The sequence below is a fragment of the Sphingomonas sp. UBA978 genome (assembly GCF_002292295.1).
In the GTDB taxonomy this organism is placed as follows: Bacteria; Pseudomonadota; Alphaproteobacteria; order Sphingomonadales; family Sphingomonadaceae; genus Sphingomonas.
The window spans coordinates 59,297-81,970 of the sequence record NZ_DBBS01000003.1 but is presented as its reverse complement, the minus strand read 5'-3'; the positions used below and the strand labels follow the sequence as shown (position 1 = coordinate 81,970).

The following is a 22,674-nucleotide window of genomic DNA, read 5'->3' as shown; positions in this document are numbered from 1 at the left end:
ACTGTCCGGAGACCGGCCGGGATTACTCCGCGGCGACGGTGCCCTTGGCAGGACGCGTGTCGCGGCGCTCGGCGATACGCGCCGACTTGCCGGTGCGGCCACGCAGATAATAGAGCTTAGCACGACGGACGGCGCCCTTGCGGACGACCTCGATCGAATCGATGTTCGGCGAATAGAGCGGGAAGACGCGCTCGACGCCCTCGCCGAAGCTGATCTTGCGGACGGTGAACGACGAGCCCATGCCCTTGTTCGACCGCGCGATGCACACGCCTTCGTAGTTCTGGACTCGGGTACGCTCGCCTTCGACGACCTTCACACCGACCTTCAGCGTGTCGCCGGGACGGAATTCGGGAATCGCGCGCTTGGCGGTCAGCTTTTCGATCTGCTCGGCTTCGAGCTGCTGGATCAGGTTCATGACTTCGTGTCCTTCGTTCGCCGCGCGCCAGAGGGAGGATGGACCCGAACGCCCTCATGGCGCTCCCAAAGGTCCGGCCTCCGTAGCCGTGTATCGGTCTCGGCCTGTTGCTTGCGCCAGGCCGCGATCCTCGCATGATCCCCCGATCGCAGCACTTCGGGGATCGTGCGCCCTTCCCATTCATATGGTCGGGTATATTGCGGATATTCGAGCAGCCCCGTTTCGAAGCTCTCGTCCACACCGCTTGAAGCCGCGCCCATTACGCCGGGGAGCAGCCGAATGCAAGCGTCGAGCAGCACCAGGGCGCCCATCTCGCCCCCCGACAGGATATAGTCGCCGATCGACACTTCCTCGATACGGCGGCCATCGAAGATGCGCTCGTCGAACCCCTCGAACCGCCCGCACAGGATGATCGCGCCGGGCCCCGCCGCAATCTCGCGAACCCGGGCCTGGCTGAGCGGGCGGCCGCGCGGGGTCATGGCCAGGATCGGCCGGTCGTCGGCGACACTGTCGATCGCCGCGGCGAGCACGTCGGCCCGCAGCACCATCCCGGCGCCGCCGCCGGCGGGCGTGTCGTCGACCGAGCGGTGCCGGTCGGTGGCGAAGTCGCGGATCTGGACCGGATCGCAGCGCCAGCCCCCCTCGCGCAGCGCCCGCCCCGCGAGCGACACGCCGAGCGGGCCGGGAAACATCTCCGGATACAGCGTCAGAATGGTGGCGGCGAAGGTCATCGGGTCCAGTTTTCCACGCGCAGGCCGGGGATGTCGGCGAAGTCGGCTTCGTTGTTGGTGACGAGAATGGCCCCTTGCGCCATGGCGTGCGCGGCAATCAATCGATCGAAGCTGCCCCGGCGAAAGGGAAGCCGGGCATACATCCGGGCGGCGAGATGATCGAACGGCGCGATGTCGAACGTGCGCGACAATTGGTCCAGCACGACGAGTGGCGGTCTTTTCCCGTTCCAGCTCCCCAGCGCGATCTCCGCGAACACGATCGACGAAATGCCAATATCGCTGGGATCATGCGCGGTAACGTGTTCCAACAGGACGTCGGGCGTTCCGCCCAACATCGCGATCAGCACGTTGGTGTCCAGCATGAACCTCAACGCGGACCGCCCTCGGCGCGTGGCGTCCCCTCGGCAGGGTCCCAAGCGCGGGGCGCATCGTCGAACAGACGTTCTTCGGGCGTCAGCGGCTCGATCCCCGGACACGATCCCCAGATGCCGGTCAAATCGATCGTCCGTCGATCAGGAGCGGGCTCGAACGCGAATTTGCCCTGCTCCTCGCGCAGCACCATCTCGTCGCCGTCCTTCAGCCCCAGCGCCTTCGGCAGACGCAGCGCGACGGAATTGCCTGACTTGAACACCTTGGCGCGATATTCGTTACCCATGACTGCCTCCGTATAGACGGGATGTATATACATGAAATTCGCGGTGCAAGGCTGATGGACGATTGCATCATCATCGGCGCGGGGCCGGCGGGGCTGACCGCGGCGATCTATCTGGCGCGCTTCCATCTTTCGATCCGGCTGTTCGACAGCGGGTCGAGTCGCGCGGCGATGATCCCGTGTACGCGCAACCATGCCGGCTATCCCGAGGGCATCGCGGGCAAGGCGCTGCTCGGCCTGATGCAGGCGCAGGCGGCGCAATATGGCGCGCATCGCGAGGAGCAGCGGGTCACCGGAATCGAACCCGACGGCGAGAACTTCCGGATCGTCACCGATACCGGCAGCTACATGGCGCGGACGGTGCTGCTGGCGACCGGGGTGGTCAATCACCGGCCCAACATCCTGCCCGAGGTGCACGACCCGGCGCTGGAAAGCGGGCTGATCCGCTATTGCCCGATCTGCGACGGCTATGAGGTGACGGACAGGCGCGTCGGCGTCGTGGGAACGGGCGATCACGGCACGCGGGAGGCGCTGTTCCTGCGGGGCTATACGCGCGACGTGACGCTGATCTCGCCCGAGGCGGAGCATCTGCTGGACGATGCCTGTGCCGCGAAGCTCGACGCGGCGGGGATCGTGCGGGTGCAGGGGCCGTGCGGCGGCTGGGCGATCGAGGGCGACCAGTTGGCGCTGGATACGGCGCGGGGGCGGATGCGGTTCGACAGCGTCTATCCGGCTCTGGGATCGCGGATACGGTCGCATCTGGCGGTCGCGGCGGGTGCGCGGGCGAGCGACGAAGGGTGCCTCGAGGTGGACGATCACCAGCGCACCAGCGTGCCGGGGCTGTTCGCGGCGGGCGACGTGGTCAAGGGGCTCGACCAGATCAGCCATGCGATGGGCGAGGCGGGCGTCGCCGCGACGACGATCCGCAATCTGTTGAGCGAACGCCAGCCGATCCGGCGCTGAGCTCAGTCGACGAAGTCGGCGTTCACCACCAGCCGGTCGGCATCCCATTCGGGAACCGCGTCGGCGTTCATCGGGATCATGAACCGCTTGCCGTCGGGAAGCTCGATCTCGATGACGTCGCCCGCACCGAAATTCTCGATAAGGACGACGCGACCGAGATCGTCGCCAGCGGTCGACACGGCGGGAAGACCCATCAAATCGGCGTGGTAATATTCCCCCTCGCCGAGCGGCGGCAGCGCCGAGCGCGGAACGGTCAGTTCGGTGCCGCGCATCGCCTCGGCCGCATTGCGATCCGCGATCTCGGCGAAACGGGCGATCGTGCCGTTGTTGCCGGCCTGCGACGCCTTCAGCGTCAGCGTGCCGTGGTTGAAGCTCTTGTAGCTGCCGAAATCCTCGGCAAAGACCTTGAGGCGCACCTGGCCGTGAATGCCGTGCGCGCCGATCACCACGGCCAGCGTGACGGCGGGTTCGCCTGCGGCTGCCTTAGCGGCCGGCGTGCTCGGGCGATCCGTCGCCTCCTGTGGGGGCATCGTCGTCACCTTCCGCGGGTTCGGTGCTGGAGACGCCCTGATTGGTGGCGTCGTCGGTCGTACCGTCCTCGTCGGGCGCGGTACGGGGGTCGGGTTCGGTGACCATGGTGCGTCAACTCCTTCGTCTGGAAGGGGTCAACGCACCATGACCGGTTCCGATGCTTAGGCCTCGGTGGTCTCGGCGGTCGCCTCGTCGGCCGGAGCCTCCTCGACGGCGGCCGGAGCGGCGGCGGCGGCCGCAGCGGCCTCTTCCTGCGCCTTCAGCTTCTCGGCACGCTCCTCGGCGCGCTCGGTCGCCTTCTCGCCCGGCTTGCCCTTGTTCGGGTTCGAACGGGCGGCACGCTCACGCACGCCGGCGACGTCGAGGAAGCGGGCGACGCGGTCGGTCGGCTGCGCGCCGTTCTGCAGCCAGTACTTCGCACGCTCGGCGTCGAGCACGATGCGGTTCTCCGCGTCCTTGGCGAGCAGCGGATTGTAGTTGCCGATCTTCTCGATGAACTTGCCGTCGCGGGGCGAACGCGCATCGGCGACGACGATGCGGTAATAGGGACGCTTCTTGGAGCCGCCACGCGACAGACGAATGCTGAGAGCCATGTGATATTCCTTCGTTCTAAGTCGTTTAAGTTGGGTTGTTACTTTTTCTTGAGAAGATTTTCGAAGCCGGGCGGCAGCTTGGGCATGCCGTCCTGACCGCCGCCGAGGCCGGGCAGACCCTTGGGCAGGCCGCCGCCGGCCTTGTCCATCATGTCGCCGAGGCCGGCGCCGCCGAGCGCATTGCCGAGGCCGCCCATGCCGCCTTTGCCGAGCATCGCCATCATGCCCTTCAAGCCGCCCATCTTCTTGATCTTCTTCATGGCGGTGGACATTTCCTGATGCATCTTCAGGAGCTTGTTGATCTCCTGCACCGTGGTGCCGGAGCCCTTGGCGATGCGGATCTTGCGCTTGGCGTTGATAAGCTCGGGCTTGGCGCGCTCCTTGACGGTCATCGAACCGATCATCGCGTCCATGTGGATCAGCATCTTGTCGCCGCCCGCGGTCGCGAGCGCACCCTGCGCCTTCTTCATCCCCGGCATCATGCCCGCGAGCGCGCCGAGGCCGCCCATGCGGCGCATCTGCGCGAGCTGGCCGCGCAGGTCGTTCATGTCGAACTGCCCCTTGGCGAGCCGCGCGGTCATCCGCTCGGCGTCTTCCTGCTGGATCGATTCCGCCGCGCGCTCGACGAGGCTGACGACGTCGCCCATGCCAAGGATGCGGCCGGCGACGCGGCTGGGGTGGAAGGCTTCGAGCGCGTCGAGCTTTTCGCCGACGCCAGCGAACTTGATCGGCTTCCCCGTCACGGCGCGCATCGACAGCGCCGCGCCGCCGCGCGCGTCGCCGTCCATCCGGGTCAGCACCACGCCGGTCAGCGGCACCTGATCCGAGAAGTTCTGCGCGACGTTGACCGCGTCCTGGCCGGTCAGCGCATCGACGACGAGCAGGATCTCCTGCGGCGTCGCGATCTCGGCGACCGCCTTCATCTCGTCCATCAGCGCCTGATCGACGTGGAGGCGGCCGGCGGTGTCGAGCATCAGGACGTCATAGCCCTGCAGCTTCGCCGCCTGCAGCGCGCGGCGGGCGATGTCGACCGGCTGCTGGCCGGCGATGATCGGCAGCGTCGCGACCTCGATCTGCGTACCCAGCGTCGCGAGCTGTTCCTGCGCGTTCGGGCGGTTGACGTCGAGCGACGCCATCAGCACCTTCTTGCGCTCGCGCGCGACGAGGCGCTTGGCGATCTTGGCGGTGGTGGTGGTCTTGCCCGAGCCCTGCAGGCCGACCATCATTACCACCGCGGGCGGCGTCACCGCCAGCTCCAGCTCCGATTCGTCGGCGCCGAGCATCTCGACCAGCGCGTCGTTGACGATCTTGACGACCTGCTGCCCCGGCGTGACCGAGCGGAGCACGTTCTGGCCGACCGCCTGTTCGGTGACCTTGTCGACGAAGCTGCGCGCGACGGGCAGCGCGACGTCGGCCTCGAGCAGCGCGACGCGCACTTCGCGCATCGCGGTCCGCACGTCGGCTTCGGTCAGCGCGCCACGGCCGCGAAGGCGGTCGAATACGCCGCCAAGCCGGTCGCTCAGACTGTCGAACATCGCCTCAAGACCCTCATCATACCCGCAACGCAAAAGACGCCGGCGGGCGAAACCTCGCCGGCCAGCGTGCACCCGTGGGCGCGCCATCGATCGCATTCCGTGGTGGAACGTTCGGAGCGCTTAGGGGAAATCGGCCGCGGACGCAAGGTCAGCTGTCGGCGGGGCGCCTCCAGGCCAGTTTCGTCATCCCCGCGGAGGCGGAGATCTATAGTCGCGACGCTCACCGAACGAGCCGCACGGCCAGCCAATATGGATTCCCGCCTTCGCGGGAATGACAAGCAGAGAGGACGGCGTGGGCAAACCTCGCCCCCTTGCCCCAACGTCACCCCGCACTTCATCCGATTACCAGCCGGCATCCGGTCGCGCGAGATAGGCCTGCTCCGCCTCGGTCGATTGCCGCCCGAGCGCTGCGTTGCGGCTGGGGAAACGGCCATATTGCGCAATTACGTCGCGGTGATCGCGGGCGAAGGCGATATTCTCATCGATGCCGAGCGCCTCGAACTTGGCGACGGACAGGTCCTGCATCGCCATGTCCTCCGCGTGCATCAGCGGCATGTAGAGGAAGACCCGGCGATCGGGCGGGTAGCGATCCTCCCAGCCGCGCTCGATCGCCGACAGGGTCAGTTCGACCGCGAGGCCGTCGGCGGCGAAGGCTTCGGGCGTGCCGCGGTGGATGTTGCGCGAGAACTGGTCGAGCAGGATGATCGCGGCGAGCACGGTGTCGGGATCGTCGCGCCAGCCCTCCGCCCGGCCGCGCAACACGCCGTCGCGCACCGCGCCGAAACGATCCGCGATCGTCCGGTCGAGCGCCTCGTCCCTGGCGAAATGCTGTTCGGTGGTCATCCCGAACCAAAAGTCGAGGACGGCGGCGGACATGTCATGGACTTGACCGTGTCGGTCGATTAGATCGCGCGGCATGCATGCTCCTGCGCCAGAGGTGATTTCCCTCGGCTGCCGTCTCAACATCGCCGAGAGCGAAACGATCCGCGCGCTGATCGCGGGACGGGATACGGTCGTAGTCAATTCCTGCGCGGTCACCAACGCCGCGGTGAAGGCGACGCGCAGCGCGATCCGGCGGGCGCGGCGCGACCGGCCGGGCGCCGAGCTGGTCGTCACCGGCTGTGCCGCGCAGATCGATCCGCAGGGCTTCGCCGCGATGCCCGAGGTGGACCGGGTGATCGGCAATGGCGACAAGCTGTCGCCTGCCGCCTGGGCCAGCGCCGAGCCGGTCGTGGTCGGCGACATCATGCAGCTGCGCGACACCGCGCCGCACCTCGCGGCAAGCTTCGGCAGCCACGCGCGCGCGTTCGTCGAGGTGCAGAACGGCTGCGACCATCGCTGCACCTTCTGCGCGATTCCCTTCGGGCGCGGCCCGAGCCGGTCGGTGCCGGCCGGCGCGGTGGTCGACCGGATTGCCGGGCTGGTCGATGCCGGGCATCACGAGGTGGTGCTGACCGGGGTCGACCTGACCAGCTACGGCCACGATCTGCCCGGCGCGCCGACGCTGGGGCTGCTGGTCGAGCGCATCCTGCGCCATGTGCCCGCGTTGCGGCGGTTGCGGCTGTCGTCGCTCGATTCGATCGAGATCGACGACCGATTGTTCGCGATCGTCACCGGCGACGCCCGGGTGATGCCGCACCTCCATCTGTCGTTTCAGGCGGGCAGCGACCTGATCCTCAAGCGGATGAAGCGGCGTCACAGCCGCGCACAGGCGGTCGACGTGGTGCGGCGGTTGCAGGCGGCGCGGCCCGATATCGCGATCGGCGCGGACCTGATCGCGGGCTTCCCGACCGAGGACGAGGCGATGTTCGCCGATACGCTCGCGCTGATCGACGATGCGGACATCGTCCATGCGCACATCTTTCCCTATTCGCCGCGCGCCGGTACGCCGGCGGCGCGGATGCCGCAGGTCGACGGTGCGGCGATCCGGTCGCGGGCCGGGCGGCTGCGCGCGGCGGCGGCGGCGCGCAGGGCGGCATGGCTGGCGCGGCAGGTCGGCCGCGTGCAGGACGTGCTGCTCGAACGGCCCGGCGACCGCGGCCATGCGGGGAATTTCGCGGAGGTGCGCCTGTCCACCCCCGCATCGTCCGCCACGCTTAACCATGCCCGTCCGGGCGACATCGTCGGCGTCCGCATCACGGCCGCGACAGACACCTATCTCATCGGAACAACGGTATGAGCACCACCCCCACCTGGCACGAACGGCTGCTCGGCGGCTTCAGGAAGACGTCGGACCGGCTGGTCGGCAATCTCGCCGGCCTCGGCGGCGCGCGGCTGGACGAGGAGACGCTGGACGAGATCGAGGAGGCGCTGATCGCGTCCGATCTGGGCCCGGACACCGCGGGCAAGATCCGCACGCGCCTGGCCGAGGGGACGTTCGAACGCAACATGGAGGAGCTGGGCATCCGGCTCGTCGTCGCGGAAGAGGTCGAGAAGGCGCTGGCGCGCGTCGCGACGCCGCTGGAGGTCACCGCCTTTCCACGGCCGCAGGTGATCCTGGTGATCGGCGTCAACGGATCGGGCAAGACAACGACGATCGCCAAGCTCGCGCATCTGCTGATGGAGCAGGATTACGGGGTGATGCTGGCGGCGGGCGACACGTTCCGCGCCGCGGCGATCGGCCAGCTGCGCACCTGGGCGGACCGGGTCGGCGTGCCGATCGTCACCGGGCCGGAGGGCGGCGACGCCGCCGGCGTGGTGTGGGACGCGGTCAAGAAGGCGACCGAGACGGGCATCGACGTGCTGATCGTCGACACCGCCGGCCGCCTGCAGAACAAGCGCGAGCTGATGGACGAGCTCGCCAAGATCCGCCGCGTGCTCGGGCGGATCAACCCGGCGAGCCCGCATGACGTGGTGCTCGTGCTCGACGCGACCACCGGCCAGAACGCGCTGAGCCAGATCGAGGTGTTCAAGGAGGTCGCCGGCGTCACCGGGCTGGTGATGACCAAGCTCGACGGCACCGCGCGCGGCGGCGTGCTGGTCGCGGCGGCGGAGAAATACGGCCTGCCGATCCATGCGATCGGCGTCGGCGAGGGCATGACCGACCTGCGCCCGTTCGATGCCAACGAGGTCGCGCGGATCATCGCCGGAGTCGATGCGGGGGGGCGGAAGTGAACGCCCCGGGCCAGTCGCCGTCGTCCCCCGGCCTGCGGATGGGGGTCGAATACGGGCCGCTGCTCGTGTTCTTCGCGGTCAATTTCCTGTTCCCCGCGACCCTCGCGATGCGATTGGTGGCATCGGGCACGGGCTTCCTGTCCGACCTCGACCGGGCGGGGGCGCTGGTCATCGCGAAGGTGATCGTCGCGACCACCGCCTTCGTCGTCGCGACGGTGATCGCGATGGTCGTGTCGAAGACGCGGCTCGGCCATATCTCGCCGATGCTGTGGATTTCCGGGGGGTTCGTCGTCGTGTTCGGCGGGCTGACCGTCTATTTCCATGATCCCCGGTTCATCCAGATGAAGCCCAGCTTCGTCTACGGCATGTTCGCCGCGGTGCTGGGGTTCGGGCTGCTGACCGGGCGGCCGCTGCTGCAGGGGCTGCTCGGCACCGCCTACCCGGGGCTGACCGCCGACGGGTGGCGCAAGCTGACGCGCAACTGGGCGCTGTTCTTCCTTGCCATGGCGGCGCTCAACGAGGCGGTGTGGCGCAACACCAACTGGGATTTCTGGGTCGGGTTCAAGCTGTGGGGGGCGATCCCGCTGACCCTGCTGTTCGCCTTCGCCAACATCCCGATGCTGCTGCGGCACGGGTTGAGCGTGGGCGACGCGCCGGACGTACCGGTGGAATAGCCTCACCATTGAGAGCGTAGCGAAGCGATCTAGAGCCGGACCAAGACGCTCTGGATGGCTTCGCTACGCTCGCAATGACGATGAAAGGCGACGAATGAGGGGGCGACACGTCGCCATGCCGCCCCTCCCAAACCTTATGCCGCGTCGAAACGCTTGCCGGCTTCGTCCCAGTTCACGACGTCCCACCACGCCTTCAGATAACCGGGGCGGTCGTTCATGTAGGTCAGGTAATAAGCGTGCTCCCACACGTCGTTACCGAGGATCGGCGTGCCCGGCTCCTTGGCGTCGTCCATCAGGGGATTGTCCTGATTCGGCGTCGAGGTGACCTTGAGCGCGCCGCCGGCATCCTTGATGACCCAGGCCCAGCCCGAGCCGAACTGGCCGGCGCCCTTGGTGTTGAAATCGTCCTTCAGCTTGTCGAGGCCGCCATAGGCGTCGATCGCGTCCTTGAGCGCGCCCGACGGCTGGGTCGAGCCCTTCGGCCCCATGATCTTCCAGAAGAAATCGTGGTTCCAGAAGCCGCCGCCGTTGTTGCGGACCAGCGGCGGCAGCGTCGAGATCATGCCGAGGATGTCCTCGATCGACTTGCCTTCCAGCTTGGGATCGGCGGCGACGCCCTCGTTGAGCTTGGCGGTATAGGCGGCGTGATGCTTGTCGTGATGGAAGGTCATCGTCTCCTTGGAGATGACCGGCTCCAGCGCGTCATAGGCGTACGGCAGCGGCGGAAGTTCGAATGCCATGGAAAAGGCTCCTTTCGAGAAGGTGGGACGATGTCGTCCCCGCGTTAACGCGAAACGCGGCCTAACGCTCCCCGCCCGTTACGCAAGCGTCATGAGTTTCCGGCGTTGATGAGGTCGTGGCGGCGCAGCGCGTGGCGGAGCTGGTCGTAACTGAGCCCCAGCGCCTCCGCGGTCGAGCGCTGGTTGAAGCGATGCTCGGCGAGCGCCCGCGCCAGCAGCTCGCGTTCGAACCGGGCGACGCGCGACTTGAAATCCGACGGGCCGGTGTCGCAGGCGACGACGGGATCGTCCTCGACCTGCCGCGGTTCGGCGGGCGCGGATGCGGAGGCGGGCGCATCCGCTTTGGGACGGGCGGGACCGCCCCCTGCCCCGCCGGTCGGCCGGAACGGCGAGGCGAAGGGATCGATCTCGATCGAATCGACCGGCCCGTCGCCCTCCCAGCGATAGACGGCGCGCTCGACGACGTTGCGCAATTCGCGGACGTTGCCGGGCCAGCGATGGGTCAGCAACTGATCGACCGCGCGCGGGCCGAAGCCGGGCCAGCGCTCCCAGCCGATCTCCGACGCCATCCGTCGGCCGAAATGATCTGCGAGCACCGCGATATCGCCGGACCGCGCGCGCAGGGGCGGCAATGTCACCACCTCGAACGAGAGCCGGTCGAGCAGGTCGGCGCGGAATTCGTGCGCGTCGACCTTGTCGGGCAGATGCTCGTTGGTCGCCGCGACGATGCGGACGTCGACGCGCAGCGGCCGCGACGAGCCGATGCGGTTGATCTCGCCATATTCGACCGCGCGCAGCAGCCGGTCCTGCGCCGCCATCGACAGCGTCCCGAGTTCGTCGAGGAACAGCGTGCCGCCGTCCGCCTCCTCGAACCGGCCGGCGCGCGATTTGGTCGCGCCGGTGAAGGCGCCCGCCTCATGCCCGAACAATTCCGCCTCGATCAGCGATTCGGGCAGCGCCGCGCAATTCATCACGACCAGCGGCTGGTCCCAGCGCGGCGACAGGCGGTGGAGGCGCTCGGCGACCAGCTCCTTGCCGGTGCCGCGCTCGCCGATGACCAGCACCGGCCGGTCGAGCGCCGCGGCGCGGCTGGCGCGTTCCAGCGCATCCAGAAAGGCCCCCGACTGGCCGATAACCTGTGTCGTCCGCTGCATCGCCAACTTCTGGCGTAAAATGCCAAGGTTACGCAAGCGTTCATCCGTGGTTCATGCGGATAATACACCGGGAAATGGCTGATTTCCGCCATTCTCGGAATTGGCACGACCCATGCAATGCTACTGGCATACCGCCGCACGGTGGTGACAAGGTTCAGTATTCAGGAGGTTTCCATGTTCAATTCCGAGATCGGTCGCAAGTTCGCCGCCATCGTCTGCACGGCCCTGTTCAGCGCGCTCTGCGTCGCTGGCGCGGTGGGTCCGGCGACCGGCGTGAACGACGCGACCGTCGTCAAGGCCGCCCGCCTCACGGCATAAGCGGCCCCAAACCGGGGCGGGCCGATTTCCCTCGCTCCGCCCCGGCCATGTTACCAGGAGCACAGATCACGATGGGCATTTTCTCCCGCACCCGCGATATCGTCGCCGCCAACTTCGCCGACCTGCTCGAAAAGGCGGAAGACCCGGCGAAGATGATCCGCATGATTATCCTCGAGATGGAGGAGACGCTGGTCGAGGTCCGCGCCAGTGCGGCGCGCACGATCGCCGACCAGAAGGAGATGCGCCGCCACATCAACAAGCTCGACCAGCTCCAGGCGAACTGGATGGAAAAGGCCGAACTGGCGCTGAGCAAGGACCGCGAGGATCTCGCCAAGGCCGCGCTCGGCGAGAAGCAGAAGGCCGCCGACATGGCCGAGCAGCTGATGATCGAGGTGAAGGTGCTCGACGATGCGCTGCGCGCGTCGGAAGAGGATATCGCCAAGCTCCAGAAGAAGCTGTCCGAGGCGCGCGCCAAGCAGTCGAACGTGCAGACCCGGCTGGAGAGCGCGAACAACCGCTACCGCCTGCGCGAGATGTACGCCGGTCCGAAGACGCACGAGGCGTTCAGCCGCTTCGACATCCTCGAACGCCGCGTCGACGATGCCGAGGGCCGCGCCGAGGCGCTGGGACTGGGCGTGCCGAAGACGCTGGAGGAAGAGATCGCCGAGCTGCGGCAGGGCGACAAGGTCGACGCCGAACTCGCCGCGCTGAAGGCGCGTCTGGGCCGCGGCACCGGCGGGGAGGGTTGAGATGAACTTCGAAGGAGTCCTGGCAATCTTCCTCGCGCTGATCGGCCTGCCCTGGTTGATCTTCCATTATGTCACCAAGTGGAAGCAGGCGCCCAAGATCACCGACGAGGACGAGAAGCTGCTCGACGAGATGTTCAATCTCGCCCGCCGCCTCGAGGAACGCGTCAACACCGTCGAGCGGATCGTCGCCGCCGACAACCCCGACTTCAAGCCGAGCCTGAGCGCTCAGCCGACCACCTATCAGCTCGACCGGAGGAATTGAGATGGCCGCCCGCACCAAATTCTACCTCGACAAGCAGGATGCCAAGTGGATGGGCGTCTGCGCCGGCATCGCCGACTATACCGGCTTCGACATCACGCTCGTCCGGGTCGCGATGATCGTGCTGACGCTGGCGACGTCGGGCTGGGTCTTCGTCGCCTATCTCGCCGCCGGCTGGCTGGCGCCGAAGAAGCCAGTCGGCCTGTACGAGACGCAGGAGGACGCGAAGTTCTGGCAGGGCATGCGCTCGAACCCGAAGCGCTCGACCGCCGAAGTGCGCAGCAAGTTCCGCGACATCGACCGCCGGCTCGCCGACATCGAGCTGCATTACACCAGCCGCAACAACCGGCTGGCCGAGGAAATCGACAGCCTGCGCTGAGCCGGGGACGCTCGCGAGGGGCCAGAGGGAGAGATACGATGGATATGGGTTGGATGGTGCCGGTGGGGATCGTCGGCGCGGTATCGGCGCGCCACGCCTTCACCACCTGGGTCAAGGCCAAGCATGGCTACCCGCTCGATGACGAAGGCCGCCGCAACCGCCGCCGCCACTGGCGCGGCATGGCGCAGGACGGCGACGGGATCGAGGCGGAGCGCAAGATCATGCTGCTCACCAACGAGAACGACAAGCTGACCGGACAGGTCAGCCGCCTGGAGGAACGGATCGCCGTCCTCGAACGCATCGCCACCGATCCCGCCGAGCGCACCGCCCGCGAGATCGAAGCGCTCCGCGACCGGTAAGGGAACAGCATCATGTCTCCGGAAGGCACCTTCCTCATCCTCGCCCTCGTCCTCATCTCGACGGGTGGCTGGCTCATCAACAACTGGATCCGCGCCCGCCACGGCTATGCGCCGAGCGACGACTGGGGGATGACGGTGAAGCGTAATCCTGACGACCAGCGCACGATGCAGCTGCTCGCCAGCGAAAACGATCGCCTGACCGGGCAGGTCAGCCGCCTCGAGGAGCGGATCGCCACCCTCGAACGCATCGCCACCGATCCCGCCGAGCGTACCGCCCGCGAGATCGAATCACTCCGCGACCGCTAAGGAATACGCAGGATGGGACCCGACCACTTCTTTTCCATGTTCGCCGGCGCGCTGATAACGCTCGCGATCCAATGGTATGCCCGCCGCAAGGTGCGGCAGGCGACCACCGCCCCCGATCTCGCCGCGCGGCACGACATCGAACTGCTCGATGCCGAGAACGCCCGCCGGGTCGGCCAGATCGACCGGTTGCAGGAGCGGCTCGCCACGATCGAGAGCATCGTGACCGACCGATCGCACCGGCTGGGTCATGAGATCGAACAGCTGCGCGCAGGCTGACCGCCCCTTTTTTTCGAAAGCCACGATCATGTCCCCACTCATCATCCCGGTTCTGGCTCTGTTGATCCCGATCGTCGCGATCATCGGCGGGATCGTCGTCAAGCCCTGGTTCGCGCTCCAGCAGCGACGGATGGACATCGAGGCGACCAAGGTCGCCGAGAAGGCGGCGCAATATGCCACCCAGACCGAACGGCTGGAGGAGCGCGTCCGCGTCCTCGAACGCATCGTCACCGACCGCGGCGTCGATCTGGCGCAGGAAATCGACGCCCTGCGCGACGCCCGTCACGACGGACGCAGCACCGCGCCGTCGCGGCTTCCCATCAACTGACCCCTGCCGGAAGGAGGCAGACCATGTTCGATCCCAACGTCTATCTGACCGTATCGCTGTCGTCGCTGGCCGGGCTGGCGATGGTCACCACCGCAGGCCTGTCGGGCTGGCGCGGCTGGCTGGCGCTCAAGCACCAGCAGCTCGACCAGACCGCCGACCCCTTGCCCAACGTCGCCTCGGCCGGATCGCGGATCGAGATCGCCGACCTCAAGGAGCGGATCAAGAAGCTGGAGGCGATCGCGGCGGGCGTCGACCTCTGACGCCGGCGGGCGACCCGATGCGGTTGCCCCCGCCCCGCCCCGGCTGTACCGCGCGAGGCATGACCAGCATCGCCGACGTCCACGACGAATACGACTTCCTCGAACCCGACGATCGCTATCGCCTGCTGATCGATCTGGGCCGCGCGCTGGAGCCGATGCCCGACGCGCTGAAGACCGAGGCGACGCTGGTGCGGGGCTGTTCGGCGTCGGTGTGGGTCTACCCGACCCGCCGCGACGACGGCACGCTCCACTTCCTCGCCGACAGCAATGCGGCGATCACCAAGGGGATCATCGCGCTCGTCCTGCTGACCGTGCAGGACCGCGCGCCGGCGGCGATCGCCGCGACGGACATTGAGGGCGCGCTGGCGCCGTTCGATCTGGGCAAGCAGCTGAGTTCGAACCGGACGCAGGGCATCCCCAACATGATCGCGCTGATCCGCGAGACGGCGGCACGCTACGTCTGAGGCCGATCGGCGGCGTCGCCGTGATCGTTTCCCGCGACCTCATGGCGTCATTCCCCACGCAGGCGGGGTCCATGCACGCCAAGGTCGCTGGAGCGGGATGACATCAAACTGATCCGTCATTGCGAGCGCAGCGAAGCAATCCAGGGCGTCCTGGTACGGCTCTGGATTGCTTCGCTGCGCTCGCAATGACGAACATTCAGATCAATCTCATGTCATCCGATTCGAATGGCGCCGCAACGGCAACGGCAACGTCTACGGATCCCCGCCTGCGCGGCGATGACGGACCCGCTTCGCCGCACCGGCGACGACGCATACGACGTGTCAGCGCGGCTCGTCGGCCACGACAGGCGTGCGCTCCAGCCGGGCGGCGAGTTCGACGATATCGGCCTCGCGCGGCACGACCAGCCATTCGCCGGGGCGGCGGCCGTCGACCAGCGCGACGCCGGCACGCGGACAGATACCGAGGCAGCGCGTCTCGACCACGCCGAGCGTCGCCTTGCGGCCCTTCTTCAGCCCGAGGATCTTGCGCAACAGCTTGGCGAGCGGGGTGCGGCCCTTCTTGCCAAACCCGCCGTCGAGCTTCTTCGAACATTTGCCGCAGACCAGCACCGCACCCTGCCAGTCGCTGCGGACCCGCTTCAGCTGGGGCGCCACTCGCGGCGCTCCTCGGCGGATCGCAGCACCTCATAGGCGGCCTGCACGGTCTGGAAGCGCACTGCGGCATCGGCGTCGCCGGGGCGGACGTCGGGATGGTTTTCCTTGGCCATGCGCCGCCAAGCCGCTTTCACCGCATCGAAATGGGCGTCGCTCTCCAGCCCCAGCGCCTCCAGCGCGCGCATCTCGTCGCGCGAGCGGCTGCCGTCGCCCGATCCGCCCCAGGCATAATGGCTGGCATTGGCATAGCCCTTGGCGGTGCTGCTCTCCGACGCCTCGCGCTGCGCCGCCTCTTCCGCCGACAGGCCCTCGAAATAATTCCAGCCGCGATTGTACTCGGCGGCATGGGTTTCGCAGAAATACCAGCGATCGGGGCTGTTCGGCGATTTGGGCGCGGGACAATTGCCGGGCGCGTCGCAACCGTGGCGGTCGCACAATCGCACCGTCGTCGCGTCGCGGCTGGAGCCATAGCCTCGCCAGCGGGGGAAACCCCAGTCGTTCGAACGGATCGTGCTGCGCGCCATCGCCGCTCACATAAGCGTTGAACGGCGGCGTGCAACGTCCATTGCGCGAGGCGGAAAGTCGTCAGAGGGTCTATAAGCCGGGTTCTGTCCACTCCCGAAGGAGATGGGCGACCATTCCTCTAGGACGACGCTTGCGCGCCGCCTCAAGCAACCAACCCGGGCGACGAGCTGGAACGAAGCCCATGTGCCGCCCCTATTCGGTCTTGCTCCCGGTGGGGTTTGCCGTGCCGCCCCTGTTGCCAGGCGCGCGGTGCGCTCTTACCGCACCCTTTCACCGTGACCGGTCCGAAGACCGGCCGTCTGCTCTCTGTGGCACTGTCCCTGGGGTCGCCCCCGCCGGGCGTTACCCGGCACCGTCGTTCCGCGGAGCCCGGACTTTCCTCGCGCGCCCGAAAGCGCCCGCGGCCGCCCGACCCTCTGACCGGGGCGCCCTAGCGCGGGAATGCGCGCGAGGAAAGCGTGACATCGAACTGATCCGTCATTGCGAGCGCAGCGAAGCAATGACGACCATTCGGATCAATCTGATGTCATCCGATCCTAGCCGTCCCCTTGCGGCCGTGGCAGCAGCAGCGCGAGCAGGATCATCCGGCATTCGGCATCGATCTCGCCATCGATCAGTTCGGGGCGGAAGCGGCGCTGGAACGCCATGATCGCCGCCATCGCGTCGGTGACGTCATAGCCGAAGCGTTCGAGCGCGAGCAGGAAGCCGCCCTGCGTCCACATCGGGTCCATCAGGTTGCGCGTCGGCCGCGGCAGCGCGAGCCGCAGTTTCGCCAGCCGCGCCCAGGGGAACAGCTCGCCGGGATCGCGCTTGCGCGTCGGCGCGATGTCGGAATGGCCGACGATATTGCCGCGGGTGATGCCGTGGCGTTCCTTGATCGCGGCGACCAGCGGGACGAGCGCGTCGATCTGTTCGTCGGTGAACGGGCGATAGCCCCATTCGTGGCCGGGATTGACGATCTCGATCCCGACGCTCGCCGAATTGACGTCGGCGACGCCGCGCCAGTGCGAACGGCCGGCATGCCAGGCGCGCTTGTCCTCGGCGACCAGCCGGCACACCGTGCCGTCCTCCTCGACGAGATAATGGGCGGAGACCTTCGCCTCCGGATCGCGCAGCCGTGCAAGCGCGGACGGGCCGTCCTGCATGCCGGTATAATGCAGCACGATCATGCTGATCGGCAGCGTCCGCTCGTCGAAGTTCGGCGAGGGCGTGTCGAGGATGGTCATGCCCGTGTTCTAGCCGAGCCGCGCGCCCGACGTAAGGGGCGTCAGGCGGCGGCGCGGCGCGCGGAACCGGTCGGTCCGACGCGTTCGTACAGGCCGCGCAGGCGGCGGCTCGGCTCGAAGGCGCGGGTCTGGCCGATCACCGTCTCGCCCGCGCCCAGCACCAGCGTCCCGCCCGGCCGGATCACGTCGGCGAAGCGGGCGAACACGTCCGCCTTGGTCGCGGTGGACAGATAGAGCAGCACGTTGCGGCACAGGACGACGTCGAACTTGCCCGAGGGCGGGCGGTCGGCGACGAGATTGTTGCGACGGACCGTCACCAGCCGGGTGAGGTCGGGCCGGGCGACCCAGTCGCTGCCGTCCGCCTCGAACCAGCGCATCATGCGGCGGATCGGCAGGCCGCGCTGGATTTCGAACTGAGTGTAGCGGCCGGCCTTCGCGCGGGCGACCGCGGCGTCCGAGACGTCGGTGGCGACGATCTCCGGCATCGGCCTGCCCGTGGTCTGGCCCGTGTTCTGGCCCGCGTCCTCTCGTTCGGCGAACAGCATCGCGAGCGACAGCGGCTCCTGCCCGGTCGAGCAGCCGGCGCACCAGATCCGGGCGCGACGGCCGTCGGCCTCCGCCGCGGCGACCGCCTCGACCACCATGTCGAAGATCGGGGCGTCGCGGAAGAAGGAGGTTTCCTGGTTGACGAGCGCATCGACGATCTGGTCGCCGATCTTCTGGTCCTGCCCGTCGAGCAGCATGGTGATGAGCTGGTCGAGCGTCTGCAGATTATGGTCGCGCAGCAGCGGTTTCAGCGCGGTGTCGATCCGCCACGAGCGATAGCTGGTGATCTGCTGGCCGGTGCGCGCTTCCAGCAGCGCACTGAACACGCTCAGCGCGACCTGCGAAACCGGCGCCGACAGCGGTTGCTGGGCGGCGCTCACGGTCGCTGCCTCGTCGCGGCGAGACGGCCGATCGCGGCCGGCGACAGGATCGCGTCGGCGCAGCCCGTGTCCGCCACCGCACCCGGCATGCCCCAGACCACCGAACTCGCCTGATCCTGCACCACCACGCATCCCCCCGCCCGATGGACGTATCCGGCGCCATCTGCGCCATCGCGGCCCATGCCGCTCAAGACGATCGCGAGCATCCGCGACCCGAACACGCTCGCCAGCGAGGCGAACATCGGATCGACCGACGGCATGCAGCCGCTGCCGCTCGGATCGCCGCTCAGCCGGATCGCCGCGCCCCCGTCGGGCAGGGCGACGCAGCGCATGTGCGCATCGCCGGGCGCGACGACGATCCGCCCGGGGCGCAGCCGCGTGTGATCGGCCGCGACGTCGCACGGCCGGCTTGCGATTACCGCGAGCTGTGCCGCGAAATAGGGCATGAACGAGGCCGGCAGATGCTGGGTGACGAGGATCGGCAGGCGGAATTCGGACGGGATCGCGCGCAGCAGCTGGCTGAGCGCGTGAATGCCGCCGGTCGACGCGCCGATCGCGACGACGTCGAATTCCTCGCCGACGACGACCGGTCGCGACGGCGCCACAGTGGGCACGCGCGATACGGTGGCCGCGGCCGACGCGCGCGGCACCGCCGGGTCGGCGAGACGGACGAGCTTGTCGACCAGCGCCGCGCCGAAGCCGCCCAGCCGTTCGCCGCTGGCGGGCTTGAACAGGGTATCGGCCGCGCCGAGCGCGAGCGCCTGCACCGTGGTGCTCGCCCCCTCGCTCGCCTGGCCGGAGACGATCAGCACCCGCGCCCCCTGCCCCGCCGCGATCAGATCGGGCAGTGCGGTGATGCCGTCGATGCCGGGCATCTCGATGTCGAGCAGGATGAACTGGACGCGGTTGTGCGCCAGAAACGCCAGCGCGCCGGTCGCCGTGCTGACGCTCGCCGCCACCACGAAACGGTCGGTCGCCGCGACGATCCGTTCCATCACCGCGCGCGCCACCGCCGAATCATCGACGATGAGGACGCGCGCCGATCCGGTTTCGGGGGGGACAAACGTATGCGCGGCAAGGGCCATCGCCGGACCTCCCGCGTCAGGCCATGCCGACGATCTGAAGTTTCGATTCCAGCGTGTCGCGATCGAAGGGCTTCATCACATATTCGTCCGCCCCGGCCTCGATCGCCGCACGGATATAGGCCATGCCGTTCTCGGTCGTGCAGAACACCACCTTCGGCCGCGACGCGATGGTCGAATCGCGCAGCGCGCGCAGGAAATCCATCCCGCTCATCACCGGCATGTTCCAGTCGAGCAGGATCACGTCGGGTGCCGACGCCATGCAGGCGTCCAGCGCCTCGCGCCCGTCGCACGCCTCCGTCACCGTAAAGTCGAGCGTTTCCAGGATGTGACGGGCGACCTTTCGGATCACTTTCGAATCGTCGACGACGAGGCAGGTCTTCATGGATAGGCCTTTTTACGAGCGGAGATCGCCGGAAGGGGAGTATGGCAGCGAAGCGTAAGCGTCGCGTTAAGCCGCGAGCGGTTGCGGCGATGCGCCCGCGGTCGCCACCGTCTGCGGCACCAGCGCGGCGAGATCGACGATCAGCAGCGGTTCGCCGTCCCGCTCGACCAGACCGACGCCGACCGACGCCCAGCCGCGATCGAGCGCGAGGCCGGACGACAGCGGCTGGCGTTCGAACGTCGCGACATCCTCCAGCGCATCGACGAGGATCGCATAGGGATGGCCATCGACGCGGGTGATGACCGCACGTCGGGCACCGTCGGGCGTGGCGTCGAGGCCCAGCGCGGTGCCGGTGTCGATCACGGTCACGACCCGGCTGCGCAGCGCGACGAGGCCGCGGACCGCCGCCTCGGCACGCGGCACCGCGACGATCTGCGCGATATCGACCACCGAATCGACCTGACCGGTTTCGATCGCGACGCCGCGGCCGGCGATCTGCGCGATGAGGAATAATTCCATCTCAGCGCCCTCCCACGGCGCACGCCAGCGCTTCGAGCAAGGCGGCGCGATCGTAGCGATAGATGCTGGCGCCGCCCGCCGGATCGATCGGATCGCGGCGCAGGCGCACGACATGGCGCGCGATACCCGGGGTGATCGCGTCGGCGTCCATGGTCAGCACGACGTCCGCTGGCGCATCGCGCGGCGGCTGGGTGACGCAGCGATAGCCGGACGCCTCCAGCATCGGCCGCAGGAAGGTTTCCATCCATCCGCTGCCGTCGACGTGCAGCCAGCACAGCCGGTCGCGCGCCTGCGGCTGCCATTCGGCGGAGAAGAGCGCGTGCGCGTCGAGCAGTTCGACCTGTTCGCCATCGATGATGACCACGCCCGCGATCGGCCCCGATCCGCGCGCCGGCGCGATCTCCGCGGGCAGCTGGACGATCTCGATCGGTTCGTCGATCGCATAGGCGATCTCGGTGGTGCCGTCGGTCAGGCGCAGCACCGGCACTTCGGTCCGATCGCCGATCGGCGCGGCGGAATGGAGCGGCACCAGCGCGCCGCCGATCGCGAGCCGCCACTGGCCCGCGGTCAGGCGGATGGCGTCGGTCGACACCGGTTCGACGCGGTCGATCGCGGCGAGCGGCAGGGCGCGGCGCTGGCCGTCCAGATCCTCGAAGAGCAGCGCGGGGATCGCCTCGACGCGGTCCCCGGCGACCTCCTCGTCCTCACTCGCGATGATGCGGGTGAAGCGCAGCCCGGCGATCGTGGCGATCCCCGATCCGTCGAGCAGCAGCATCGGCAGCCCGGAATCGGGCAGGGTCTGGCCGGCATAGACGCCGGTCGCCATCACCGACGGGGCGGCGGGCTTCACCACCAGTTCCTCGGTATCGATGACGTCGTCGATCGCCAGCGCATATTCGCCGTCGCGGGTCGAGATAATCGCCAGCGTCCGGTTCGCCTCGCCGTCGGGCGTGCCGATGCCGAGCAGCCGGCCGAGCGACACGAGCGGCAGGCGCCGGCCGCGCACCGTCGCCACCGCCGCATCGCCGATCGTGTCGATCCGCACCGATTCGCCGCGCACGCGCAGGATCTCGTCGACCGACTGGCGTGCGATCGCGAAGCGCTGGTCGCCGACGCCGACGACGATCGTCGACATGATCGACAGCGTCAGCGGCACGTAGATGACGATCGTCAGCCCGCGCCCGGGCTGGTTCGACAGATGGATCCGCCCGCCGATATGCTCGATATTGGCGCGCACAACGTCCATGCCCACACCACGCCCCGAAATGGCCGTCACCGTGTCGCGGCTCGACAGGCCGGGATGGAAGATCAGGTCGAGCCGCGCGGTCTCATCCATCGCGGCAAGGTCGGCCTCCGGCACCAATTTCTGCTGGCGCGCCTTGATCACCAGCCGCTCGACATCGATGCCGCGGCCGTCGTCGGCGATCTCGATCAGGATCTGGTTGCCCGACTGGCGGGCGGAGACGATCAGCCGCCCCGCCTCGCGCTTGCCCGCCGCCTTGCGATCCGCCGGCGCCTCGATCCCGTGGTCGACGGCGTTGCGGATGATATGGACGAGCGGATCGCGCATCAGCTCGATCATCTCGCGGTCGAGTTCGACGTCCGATCCGTCGATGCTGAGCGCGACCTGCTTGCCAAGTTCCCCGGCGGTGTCGCGGACCATCCGCGGCAGGGCAGAGAACAGCGCGTCGATCTTTTGCATGCGCGTGCGGGTAACGGTGTCGCGCATCTCCGCGACGGTCAGCGACAGGCGCTCCAGCGCCGCCTCGACCAGCGGATCGACCGCCTCGTCGCGCAGGCGGCGGGCGAGTTCGTTGCGCGCCAGCACCATTTCCGACATGCCGCTCATCATCCGGTCGAGCAGGTCGACGTTGAGGCGCACCGAGCGGCTGCTGGCCCGCGGCACGTTGGCGGTATGCGCCAGCGCGGCGGGCCGGGCATCCTCGGCGAGCGCGGCGATCAGCAGGTCCTCGCTCGAATCGTCGAGCCCGGCACCCGAATCGATTGCCTCGACGATCTCGCCGATACGGTCGACGATCGCCAGGACGGCGTTGACGAGCGCGGTGTCGGGAACGCGCTTGCCGTCGCGGACCGCGGCGAGCACGTCCTCGGCGGCATGGCTCAGCCGCGCGAGCCGCGGCAGGTCGAGGAACCCGCAGCTGCCCTTCACCGTGTGGACGAAGCGGAAGATCGCATCGAGACGCGCGCGATCGGTGGGATCGGCTTCCCACGCGACGATCTCCCCCGAAAGCGCTTCCAGCGTTTCGCGGGTCTCGGCGATAAATTCCTGCAGCAGGTCGTCCATGGGTCCCCGGATGTTGCCGGGTGGTCATGACGGAGGAGGAGTTAAGGCCCCGTTTACTGGGGAGGGCGATCCGGGACGGGCGATCGCGCACCGCCCGTCACCAGCTTTCGCCATGTCGAAGTGAAAGCTGGTGACCCCTACGGGAATCGAACCCGTGCTTCAGCCGTGAAAGGGCCGCGTCCTAACCGCTAGACGAAGGGGCCAGCGGGGGTGCTGCTAGAAGAGGGTCGGCGATCGGTCAAGGGGGCTGTT

General features: G+C 68.1%; 33 protein-coding genes, 1 tRNA gene and 1 other RNA gene. 14 read left to right on the top strand and 21 right to left on the bottom strand.

The window, feature by feature from the left end; all coding sequences use genetic code 11:
- Window positions 1-22: 22 nt before the first annotated feature.
- From rplS to B2515_RS01085, 4 genes are read right to left on the bottom strand one after another with little or no spacing between them, the layout of a single operon-like run.
- Entirely contained in the window at window positions 23-415 is a 393-nt protein-coding gene (gene rplS, locus B2515_RS01100; protein WP_293872736.1) for a 50S ribosomal protein L19, read from the bottom strand.
- On the bottom strand, window positions 412-1,146 hold the full coding sequence (trmD, locus tag B2515_RS01095) for a tRNA (guanosine(37)-N1)-methyltransferase TrmD (RefSeq protein WP_293872735.1): 735 nt from the start codon (window positions 1,144-1,146) through the stop codon (window positions 412-414). Before trmD ends, rplS begins: the two co-directional genes overlap by 4 nt.
- Window positions 1,143-1,508, bottom strand: coding sequence for a type II toxin-antitoxin system VapC family toxin (locus B2515_RS01090; protein ID WP_293872734.1), 366 nt, complete (start codon window positions 1,506-1,508; stop codon window positions 1,143-1,145). The genes trmD and B2515_RS01090 overlap by 4 nt, the downstream gene beginning before the upstream one ends.
- 5 nt (window positions 1,509-1,513) lie before the next feature.
- Entirely contained in the window at window positions 1,514-1,801 is a 288-nt protein-coding gene (locus B2515_RS01085) for an AbrB/MazE/SpoVT family DNA-binding domain-containing protein (RefSeq protein WP_293872733.1), read from the bottom strand.
- Window positions 1,802-1,855: 54 nt separating this feature from the next.
- On the opposite strand from B2515_RS01085, the gene B2515_RS01080 reads away from it, so the two are divergent.
- Complete coding sequence (locus B2515_RS01080) at window positions 1,856-2,761, top strand: NAD(P)/FAD-dependent oxidoreductase (protein WP_293872732.1); 906 nt, start codon at window positions 1,856-1,858, stop codon at window positions 2,759-2,761.
- A 2-nt stretch (window positions 2,762-2,763) separates the two neighbouring features.
- On the opposite strand, the gene rimM is transcribed toward B2515_RS01080, so the two are convergent.
- The 5 genes from rimM to B2515_RS01055 form a co-directional block, all read right to left on the bottom strand.
- Window positions 2,764-3,291, bottom strand: a complete 528-nt coding sequence (gene rimM / locus B2515_RS01075) for a ribosome maturation factor RimM (protein ID WP_293872782.1) — start codon at window positions 3,289-3,291, stop codon at window positions 2,764-2,766.
- A complete protein-coding gene (locus tag B2515_RS01070; protein WP_293872731.1) occupies window positions 3,245-3,397 on the bottom strand; it encodes a hypothetical protein in 153 nt (50 codons plus the stop codon). Before B2515_RS01070 ends, rimM begins: the two co-directional genes overlap by 47 nt.
- 56 nt (window positions 3,398-3,453) lie before the next feature.
- Window positions 3,454-3,885 carry a 30S ribosomal protein S16 gene (gene rpsP, locus B2515_RS01065; protein ID WP_293872730.1) on the bottom strand — a complete coding sequence of 144 codons (432 nt, stop codon included), beginning with the start codon at window positions 3,883-3,885 and terminating at the stop codon, window positions 3,454-3,456.
- A gap of 38 nt (window positions 3,886-3,923) precedes the next feature.
- On the bottom strand, window positions 3,924-5,420 hold the full coding sequence (gene ffh, locus B2515_RS01060; RefSeq protein ID WP_293872729.1) for a signal recognition particle protein: 1,497 nt from the start codon (window positions 5,418-5,420) through the stop codon (window positions 3,924-3,926).
- 342 nt (window positions 5,421-5,762) lie between these two features.
- Window positions 5,763-6,296 carry a DUF924 family protein gene (locus tag B2515_RS01055; protein ID WP_293872728.1) on the bottom strand — a complete coding sequence of 178 codons (534 nt, stop codon included), beginning with the start codon at window positions 6,294-6,296 and terminating at the stop codon, window positions 5,763-5,765.
- Between the two features lie 40 nt (window positions 6,297-6,336).
- On the opposite strand from B2515_RS01055, the gene mtaB reads away from it, so the two are divergent.
- The 3 genes from mtaB to B2515_RS01040 are packed head-to-tail and all read left to right on the top strand — an operon-like array spanning window position 6,337 to window position 9,208.
- Complete coding sequence (mtaB, locus tag B2515_RS01050; RefSeq protein ID WP_293872727.1) at window positions 6,337-7,599, top strand: tRNA (N(6)-L-threonylcarbamoyladenosine(37)-C(2))-methylthiotransferase MtaB; 1,263 nt, start codon at window positions 6,337-6,339, stop codon at window positions 7,597-7,599.
- Complete coding sequence (ftsY, locus tag B2515_RS01045) at window positions 7,596-8,534, top strand: signal recognition particle-docking protein FtsY (RefSeq protein WP_293872726.1); 939 nt, start codon at window positions 7,596-7,598, stop codon at window positions 8,532-8,534. The genes mtaB and ftsY overlap by 4 nt, the downstream gene beginning before the upstream one ends.
- 38 nt (window positions 8,535-8,572) lie before the next feature.
- Window positions 8,573-9,208 (top strand): inner membrane-spanning protein YciB, encoded by a 636-nt coding sequence (locus B2515_RS01040; protein WP_293872780.1) that lies wholly within the window; start codon window positions 8,573-8,575, stop codon window positions 9,206-9,208.
- A 134-nt stretch (window positions 9,209-9,342) separates the two neighbouring features.
- On the opposite strand, the gene B2515_RS01035 is transcribed toward B2515_RS01040, so the two are convergent.
- Both B2515_RS01035 and pspF read right to left on the bottom strand, forming a co-directional pair.
- Entirely contained in the window at window positions 9,343-9,948 is a 606-nt protein-coding gene (locus tag B2515_RS01035; RefSeq protein WP_293872725.1) for a superoxide dismutase, read from the bottom strand.
- Between the two features lie 89 nt (window positions 9,949-10,037).
- Window positions 10,038-11,102: a phage shock protein operon transcriptional activator gene (gene pspF, locus B2515_RS01030; RefSeq protein WP_293872724.1), complete on the bottom strand. Its 1,065-nt coding sequence runs from the start codon at window positions 11,100-11,102 to the stop codon at window positions 10,038-10,040.
- A 174-nt stretch (window positions 11,103-11,276) separates the two neighbouring features.
- Here pspF and B2515_RS01025 point away from each other — a divergent pair, with 174 nt between their 5' ends.
- From B2515_RS01025 to B2515_RS00980, 10 genes are all read left to right on the top strand, one after another.
- Window positions 11,277-11,420 (top strand): hypothetical protein, encoded by a 144-nt coding sequence (locus B2515_RS01025; protein WP_293872723.1) that lies wholly within the window; start codon window positions 11,277-11,279, stop codon window positions 11,418-11,420.
- A gap of 71 nt (window positions 11,421-11,491) precedes the next feature.
- Complete coding sequence (pspA, locus tag B2515_RS01020) at window positions 11,492-12,169, top strand: phage shock protein PspA (protein ID WP_293872722.1); 678 nt, start codon at window positions 11,492-11,494, stop codon at window positions 12,167-12,169.
- Between the two features lies 1 nt (window position 12,170).
- Window positions 12,171-12,431 (top strand): envelope stress response membrane protein PspB, encoded by a 261-nt coding sequence (gene pspB, locus B2515_RS01015; RefSeq protein ID WP_293872721.1) that lies wholly within the window; start codon window positions 12,171-12,173, stop codon window positions 12,429-12,431.
- Window position 12,432: 1 nt separating this feature from the next.
- Window positions 12,433-12,807, top strand: coding sequence for an envelope stress response membrane protein PspC (gene pspC, locus B2515_RS01010; RefSeq protein WP_293872720.1), 375 nt, complete (start codon window positions 12,433-12,435; stop codon window positions 12,805-12,807).
- A 44-nt stretch (window positions 12,808-12,851) separates the two neighbouring features.
- A complete protein-coding gene (locus B2515_RS01005; RefSeq protein WP_293872778.1) occupies window positions 12,852-13,166 on the top strand; it encodes a hypothetical protein in 315 nt (104 codons plus the stop codon).
- Between the two features lie 12 nt (window positions 13,167-13,178).
- Window positions 13,179-13,472 (top strand): hypothetical protein, encoded by a 294-nt coding sequence (locus B2515_RS01000; protein WP_293872719.1) that lies wholly within the window; start codon window positions 13,179-13,181, stop codon window positions 13,470-13,472.
- Window positions 13,473-13,484: 12 nt separating this feature from the next.
- Window positions 13,485-13,748, top strand: coding sequence for a hypothetical protein (locus B2515_RS00995; protein WP_293872718.1), 264 nt, complete (start codon window positions 13,485-13,487; stop codon window positions 13,746-13,748).
- A 28-nt stretch (window positions 13,749-13,776) separates the two neighbouring features.
- Window positions 13,777-14,076 carry a hypothetical protein gene (locus B2515_RS00990; protein WP_293872717.1) on the top strand — a complete coding sequence of 100 codons (300 nt, stop codon included), beginning with the start codon at window positions 13,777-13,779 and terminating at the stop codon, window positions 14,074-14,076.
- A 23-nt stretch (window positions 14,077-14,099) separates the two neighbouring features.
- Window positions 14,100-14,336 (top strand): hypothetical protein, encoded by a 237-nt coding sequence (locus B2515_RS00985; RefSeq protein ID WP_293872716.1) that lies wholly within the window; start codon window positions 14,100-14,102, stop codon window positions 14,334-14,336.
- A 59-nt stretch (window positions 14,337-14,395) separates the two neighbouring features.
- A complete protein-coding gene (locus tag B2515_RS00980) occupies window positions 14,396-14,800 on the top strand; it encodes a SufE family protein (RefSeq protein ID WP_293872715.1) in 405 nt (134 codons plus the stop codon).
- Between the two features lie 321 nt (window positions 14,801-15,121).
- Here B2515_RS00980 and B2515_RS00975 read toward each other — a convergent pair whose 3' ends face one another.
- From B2515_RS00975 to B2515_RS00930, 10 genes are all read right to left on the bottom strand, one after another.
- Window positions 15,122-15,454: a (2Fe-2S) ferredoxin domain-containing protein gene (locus B2515_RS00975; protein ID WP_293872714.1), complete on the bottom strand. Its 333-nt coding sequence runs from the start codon at window positions 15,452-15,454 to the stop codon at window positions 15,122-15,124.
- Window positions 15,439-15,978: a J domain-containing protein gene (locus B2515_RS00970; protein WP_293872713.1), complete on the bottom strand. Its 540-nt coding sequence runs from the start codon at window positions 15,976-15,978 to the stop codon at window positions 15,439-15,441. Before B2515_RS00970 ends, B2515_RS00975 begins: the two co-directional genes overlap by 16 nt.
- Window positions 15,979-16,035: 57 nt before the next feature.
- Window positions 16,036-16,399: RNase P RNA component class A (gene rnpB, locus B2515_RS00965), an RNA gene on the bottom strand.
- A gap of 116 nt (window positions 16,400-16,515) precedes the next feature.
- Window positions 16,516-17,205 (bottom strand): N-acetylmuramoyl-L-alanine amidase, encoded by a 690-nt coding sequence (locus B2515_RS00960; protein WP_293872712.1) that lies wholly within the window; start codon window positions 17,203-17,205, stop codon window positions 16,516-16,518.
- Between the two features lie 41 nt (window positions 17,206-17,246).
- On the bottom strand, window positions 17,247-18,131 hold the full coding sequence (locus B2515_RS00955; protein ID WP_293872711.1) for a CheR family methyltransferase: 885 nt from the start codon (window positions 18,129-18,131) through the stop codon (window positions 17,247-17,249).
- Entirely contained in the window at window positions 18,128-19,216 is a 1,089-nt protein-coding gene (locus tag B2515_RS00950) for a chemotaxis protein CheB (protein WP_293872710.1), read from the bottom strand. The genes B2515_RS00955 and B2515_RS00950 overlap by 4 nt, the downstream gene beginning before the upstream one ends.
- A 16-nt stretch (window positions 19,217-19,232) precedes the next feature.
- Window positions 19,233-19,598, bottom strand: a complete 366-nt coding sequence (locus B2515_RS00945) for a response regulator (RefSeq protein ID WP_293872709.1) — start codon at window positions 19,596-19,598, stop codon at window positions 19,233-19,235.
- 66 nt (window positions 19,599-19,664) lie between these two features.
- Entirely contained in the window at window positions 19,665-20,117 is a 453-nt protein-coding gene (locus B2515_RS00940; protein WP_293872708.1) for a chemotaxis protein CheW, read from the bottom strand.
- Between the two features lies 1 nt (window position 20,118).
- The gene (locus B2515_RS00935; protein ID WP_293872707.1) at window positions 20,119-22,422 is read right to left on the bottom strand and encodes a chemotaxis protein CheA; all 2,304 of its coding nucleotides are present in this window, start codon (window positions 22,420-22,422) and stop codon (window positions 20,119-20,121) included.
- 128 nt (window positions 22,423-22,550) lie between these two features.
- Window positions 22,551-22,625, bottom strand: a tRNA-Glu gene (locus B2515_RS00930).
- Between the last annotated feature and the right edge of the window lie 49 nt (window positions 22,626-22,674).

What these genes read in the sequence shown, in the direction of transcription:
- rplS (WP_293872736.1), bottom strand. Translation starts at nt 415, where the DNA reads ATGAACCTGATCCAGCAGCTCGAAGCCGAGCAGATCGAAAAGCTGACC.
- trmD (WP_293872735.1), bottom strand. Translation starts at nt 1,146, where the DNA reads ATGACCTTCGCCGCCACCATTCTGACGCTGTATCCGGAGATGTTTCCC.
- B2515_RS01090 (WP_293872734.1), bottom strand. Translation starts at nt 1,508, where the DNA reads ATGCTGGACACCAACGTGCTGATCGCGATGTTGGGCGGAACGCCCGAC.
- B2515_RS01085 (WP_293872733.1), bottom strand. Translation starts at nt 1,801, where the DNA reads ATGGGTAACGAATATCGCGCCAAGGTGTTCAAGTCAGGCAATTCCGTC.
- B2515_RS01080 (WP_293872732.1), top strand. Translation starts at nt 1,856, where the DNA reads ATGGACGATTGCATCATCATCGGCGCGGGGCCGGCGGGGCTGACCGCG.
- rimM (WP_293872782.1), bottom strand. Translation starts at nt 3,291, where the DNA reads ATGCCCCCACAGGAGGCGACGGATCGCCCGAGCACGCCGGCCGCTAAG.
- B2515_RS01070 (WP_293872731.1), bottom strand. Translation starts at nt 3,397, where the DNA reads ATGGTCACCGAACCCGACCCCCGTACCGCGCCCGACGAGGACGGTACG.
- rpsP (WP_293872730.1), bottom strand. Translation starts at nt 3,885, where the DNA reads ATGGCTCTCAGCATTCGTCTGTCGCGTGGCGGCTCCAAGAAGCGTCCC.
- ffh (WP_293872729.1), bottom strand. Translation starts at nt 5,420, where the DNA reads ATGTTCGACAGTCTGAGCGACCGGCTTGGCGGCGTATTCGACCGCCTT.
- B2515_RS01055 (WP_293872728.1), bottom strand. Translation starts at nt 6,296, where the DNA reads ATGTCCGCCGCCGTCCTCGACTTTTGGTTCGGGATGACCACCGAACAG.
- mtaB (WP_293872727.1), top strand. Translation starts at nt 6,337, where the DNA reads ATGCATGCTCCTGCGCCAGAGGTGATTTCCCTCGGCTGCCGTCTCAAC.
- ftsY (WP_293872726.1), top strand. Translation starts at nt 7,596, where the DNA reads ATGAGCACCACCCCCACCTGGCACGAACGGCTGCTCGGCGGCTTCAGG.
- B2515_RS01040 (WP_293872780.1), top strand. Translation starts at nt 8,573, where the DNA reads ATGGGGGTCGAATACGGGCCGCTGCTCGTGTTCTTCGCGGTCAATTTC.
- B2515_RS01035 (WP_293872725.1), bottom strand. Translation starts at nt 9,948, where the DNA reads ATGGCATTCGAACTTCCGCCGCTGCCGTACGCCTATGACGCGCTGGAG.
- pspF (WP_293872724.1), bottom strand. Translation starts at nt 11,102, where the DNA reads ATGCAGCGGACGACACAGGTTATCGGCCAGTCGGGGGCCTTTCTGGAT.
- B2515_RS01025 (WP_293872723.1), top strand. Translation starts at nt 11,277, where the DNA reads ATGTTCAATTCCGAGATCGGTCGCAAGTTCGCCGCCATCGTCTGCACG.
- pspA (WP_293872722.1), top strand. Translation starts at nt 11,492, where the DNA reads ATGGGCATTTTCTCCCGCACCCGCGATATCGTCGCCGCCAACTTCGCC.
- pspB (WP_293872721.1), top strand. Translation starts at nt 12,171, where the DNA reads ATGAACTTCGAAGGAGTCCTGGCAATCTTCCTCGCGCTGATCGGCCTG.
- pspC (WP_293872720.1), top strand. Translation starts at nt 12,433, where the DNA reads ATGGCCGCCCGCACCAAATTCTACCTCGACAAGCAGGATGCCAAGTGG.
- B2515_RS01005 (WP_293872778.1), top strand. Translation starts at nt 12,852, where the DNA reads ATGGGTTGGATGGTGCCGGTGGGGATCGTCGGCGCGGTATCGGCGCGC.
- B2515_RS01000 (WP_293872719.1), top strand. Translation starts at nt 13,179, where the DNA reads ATGTCTCCGGAAGGCACCTTCCTCATCCTCGCCCTCGTCCTCATCTCG.
- B2515_RS00995 (WP_293872718.1), top strand. Translation starts at nt 13,485, where the DNA reads ATGGGACCCGACCACTTCTTTTCCATGTTCGCCGGCGCGCTGATAACG.
- B2515_RS00990 (WP_293872717.1), top strand. Translation starts at nt 13,777, where the DNA reads ATGTCCCCACTCATCATCCCGGTTCTGGCTCTGTTGATCCCGATCGTC.
- B2515_RS00985 (WP_293872716.1), top strand. Translation starts at nt 14,100, where the DNA reads ATGTTCGATCCCAACGTCTATCTGACCGTATCGCTGTCGTCGCTGGCC.
- B2515_RS00980 (WP_293872715.1), top strand. Translation starts at nt 14,396, where the DNA reads ATGACCAGCATCGCCGACGTCCACGACGAATACGACTTCCTCGAACCC.
- B2515_RS00970 (WP_293872713.1), bottom strand. Translation starts at nt 15,978, where the DNA reads ATGGCGCGCAGCACGATCCGTTCGAACGACTGGGGTTTCCCCCGCTGG.
- B2515_RS00960 (WP_293872712.1), bottom strand. Translation starts at nt 17,205, where the DNA reads ATGACCATCCTCGACACGCCCTCGCCGAACTTCGACGAGCGGACGCTG.
- B2515_RS00950 (WP_293872710.1), bottom strand. Translation starts at nt 19,216, where the DNA reads ATGGCCCTTGCCGCGCATACGTTTGTCCCCCCCGAAACCGGATCGGCG.
- B2515_RS00945 (WP_293872709.1), bottom strand. Translation starts at nt 19,598, where the DNA reads ATGAAGACCTGCCTCGTCGTCGACGATTCGAAAGTGATCCGAAAGGTC.
- B2515_RS00940 (WP_293872708.1), bottom strand. Translation starts at nt 20,117, where the DNA reads ATGGAATTATTCCTCATCGCGCAGATCGCCGGCCGCGGCGTCGCGATC.
- B2515_RS00935 (WP_293872707.1), bottom strand. Translation starts at nt 22,422, where the DNA reads ATGGACGACCTGCTGCAGGAATTTATCGCCGAGACCCGCGAAACGCTG.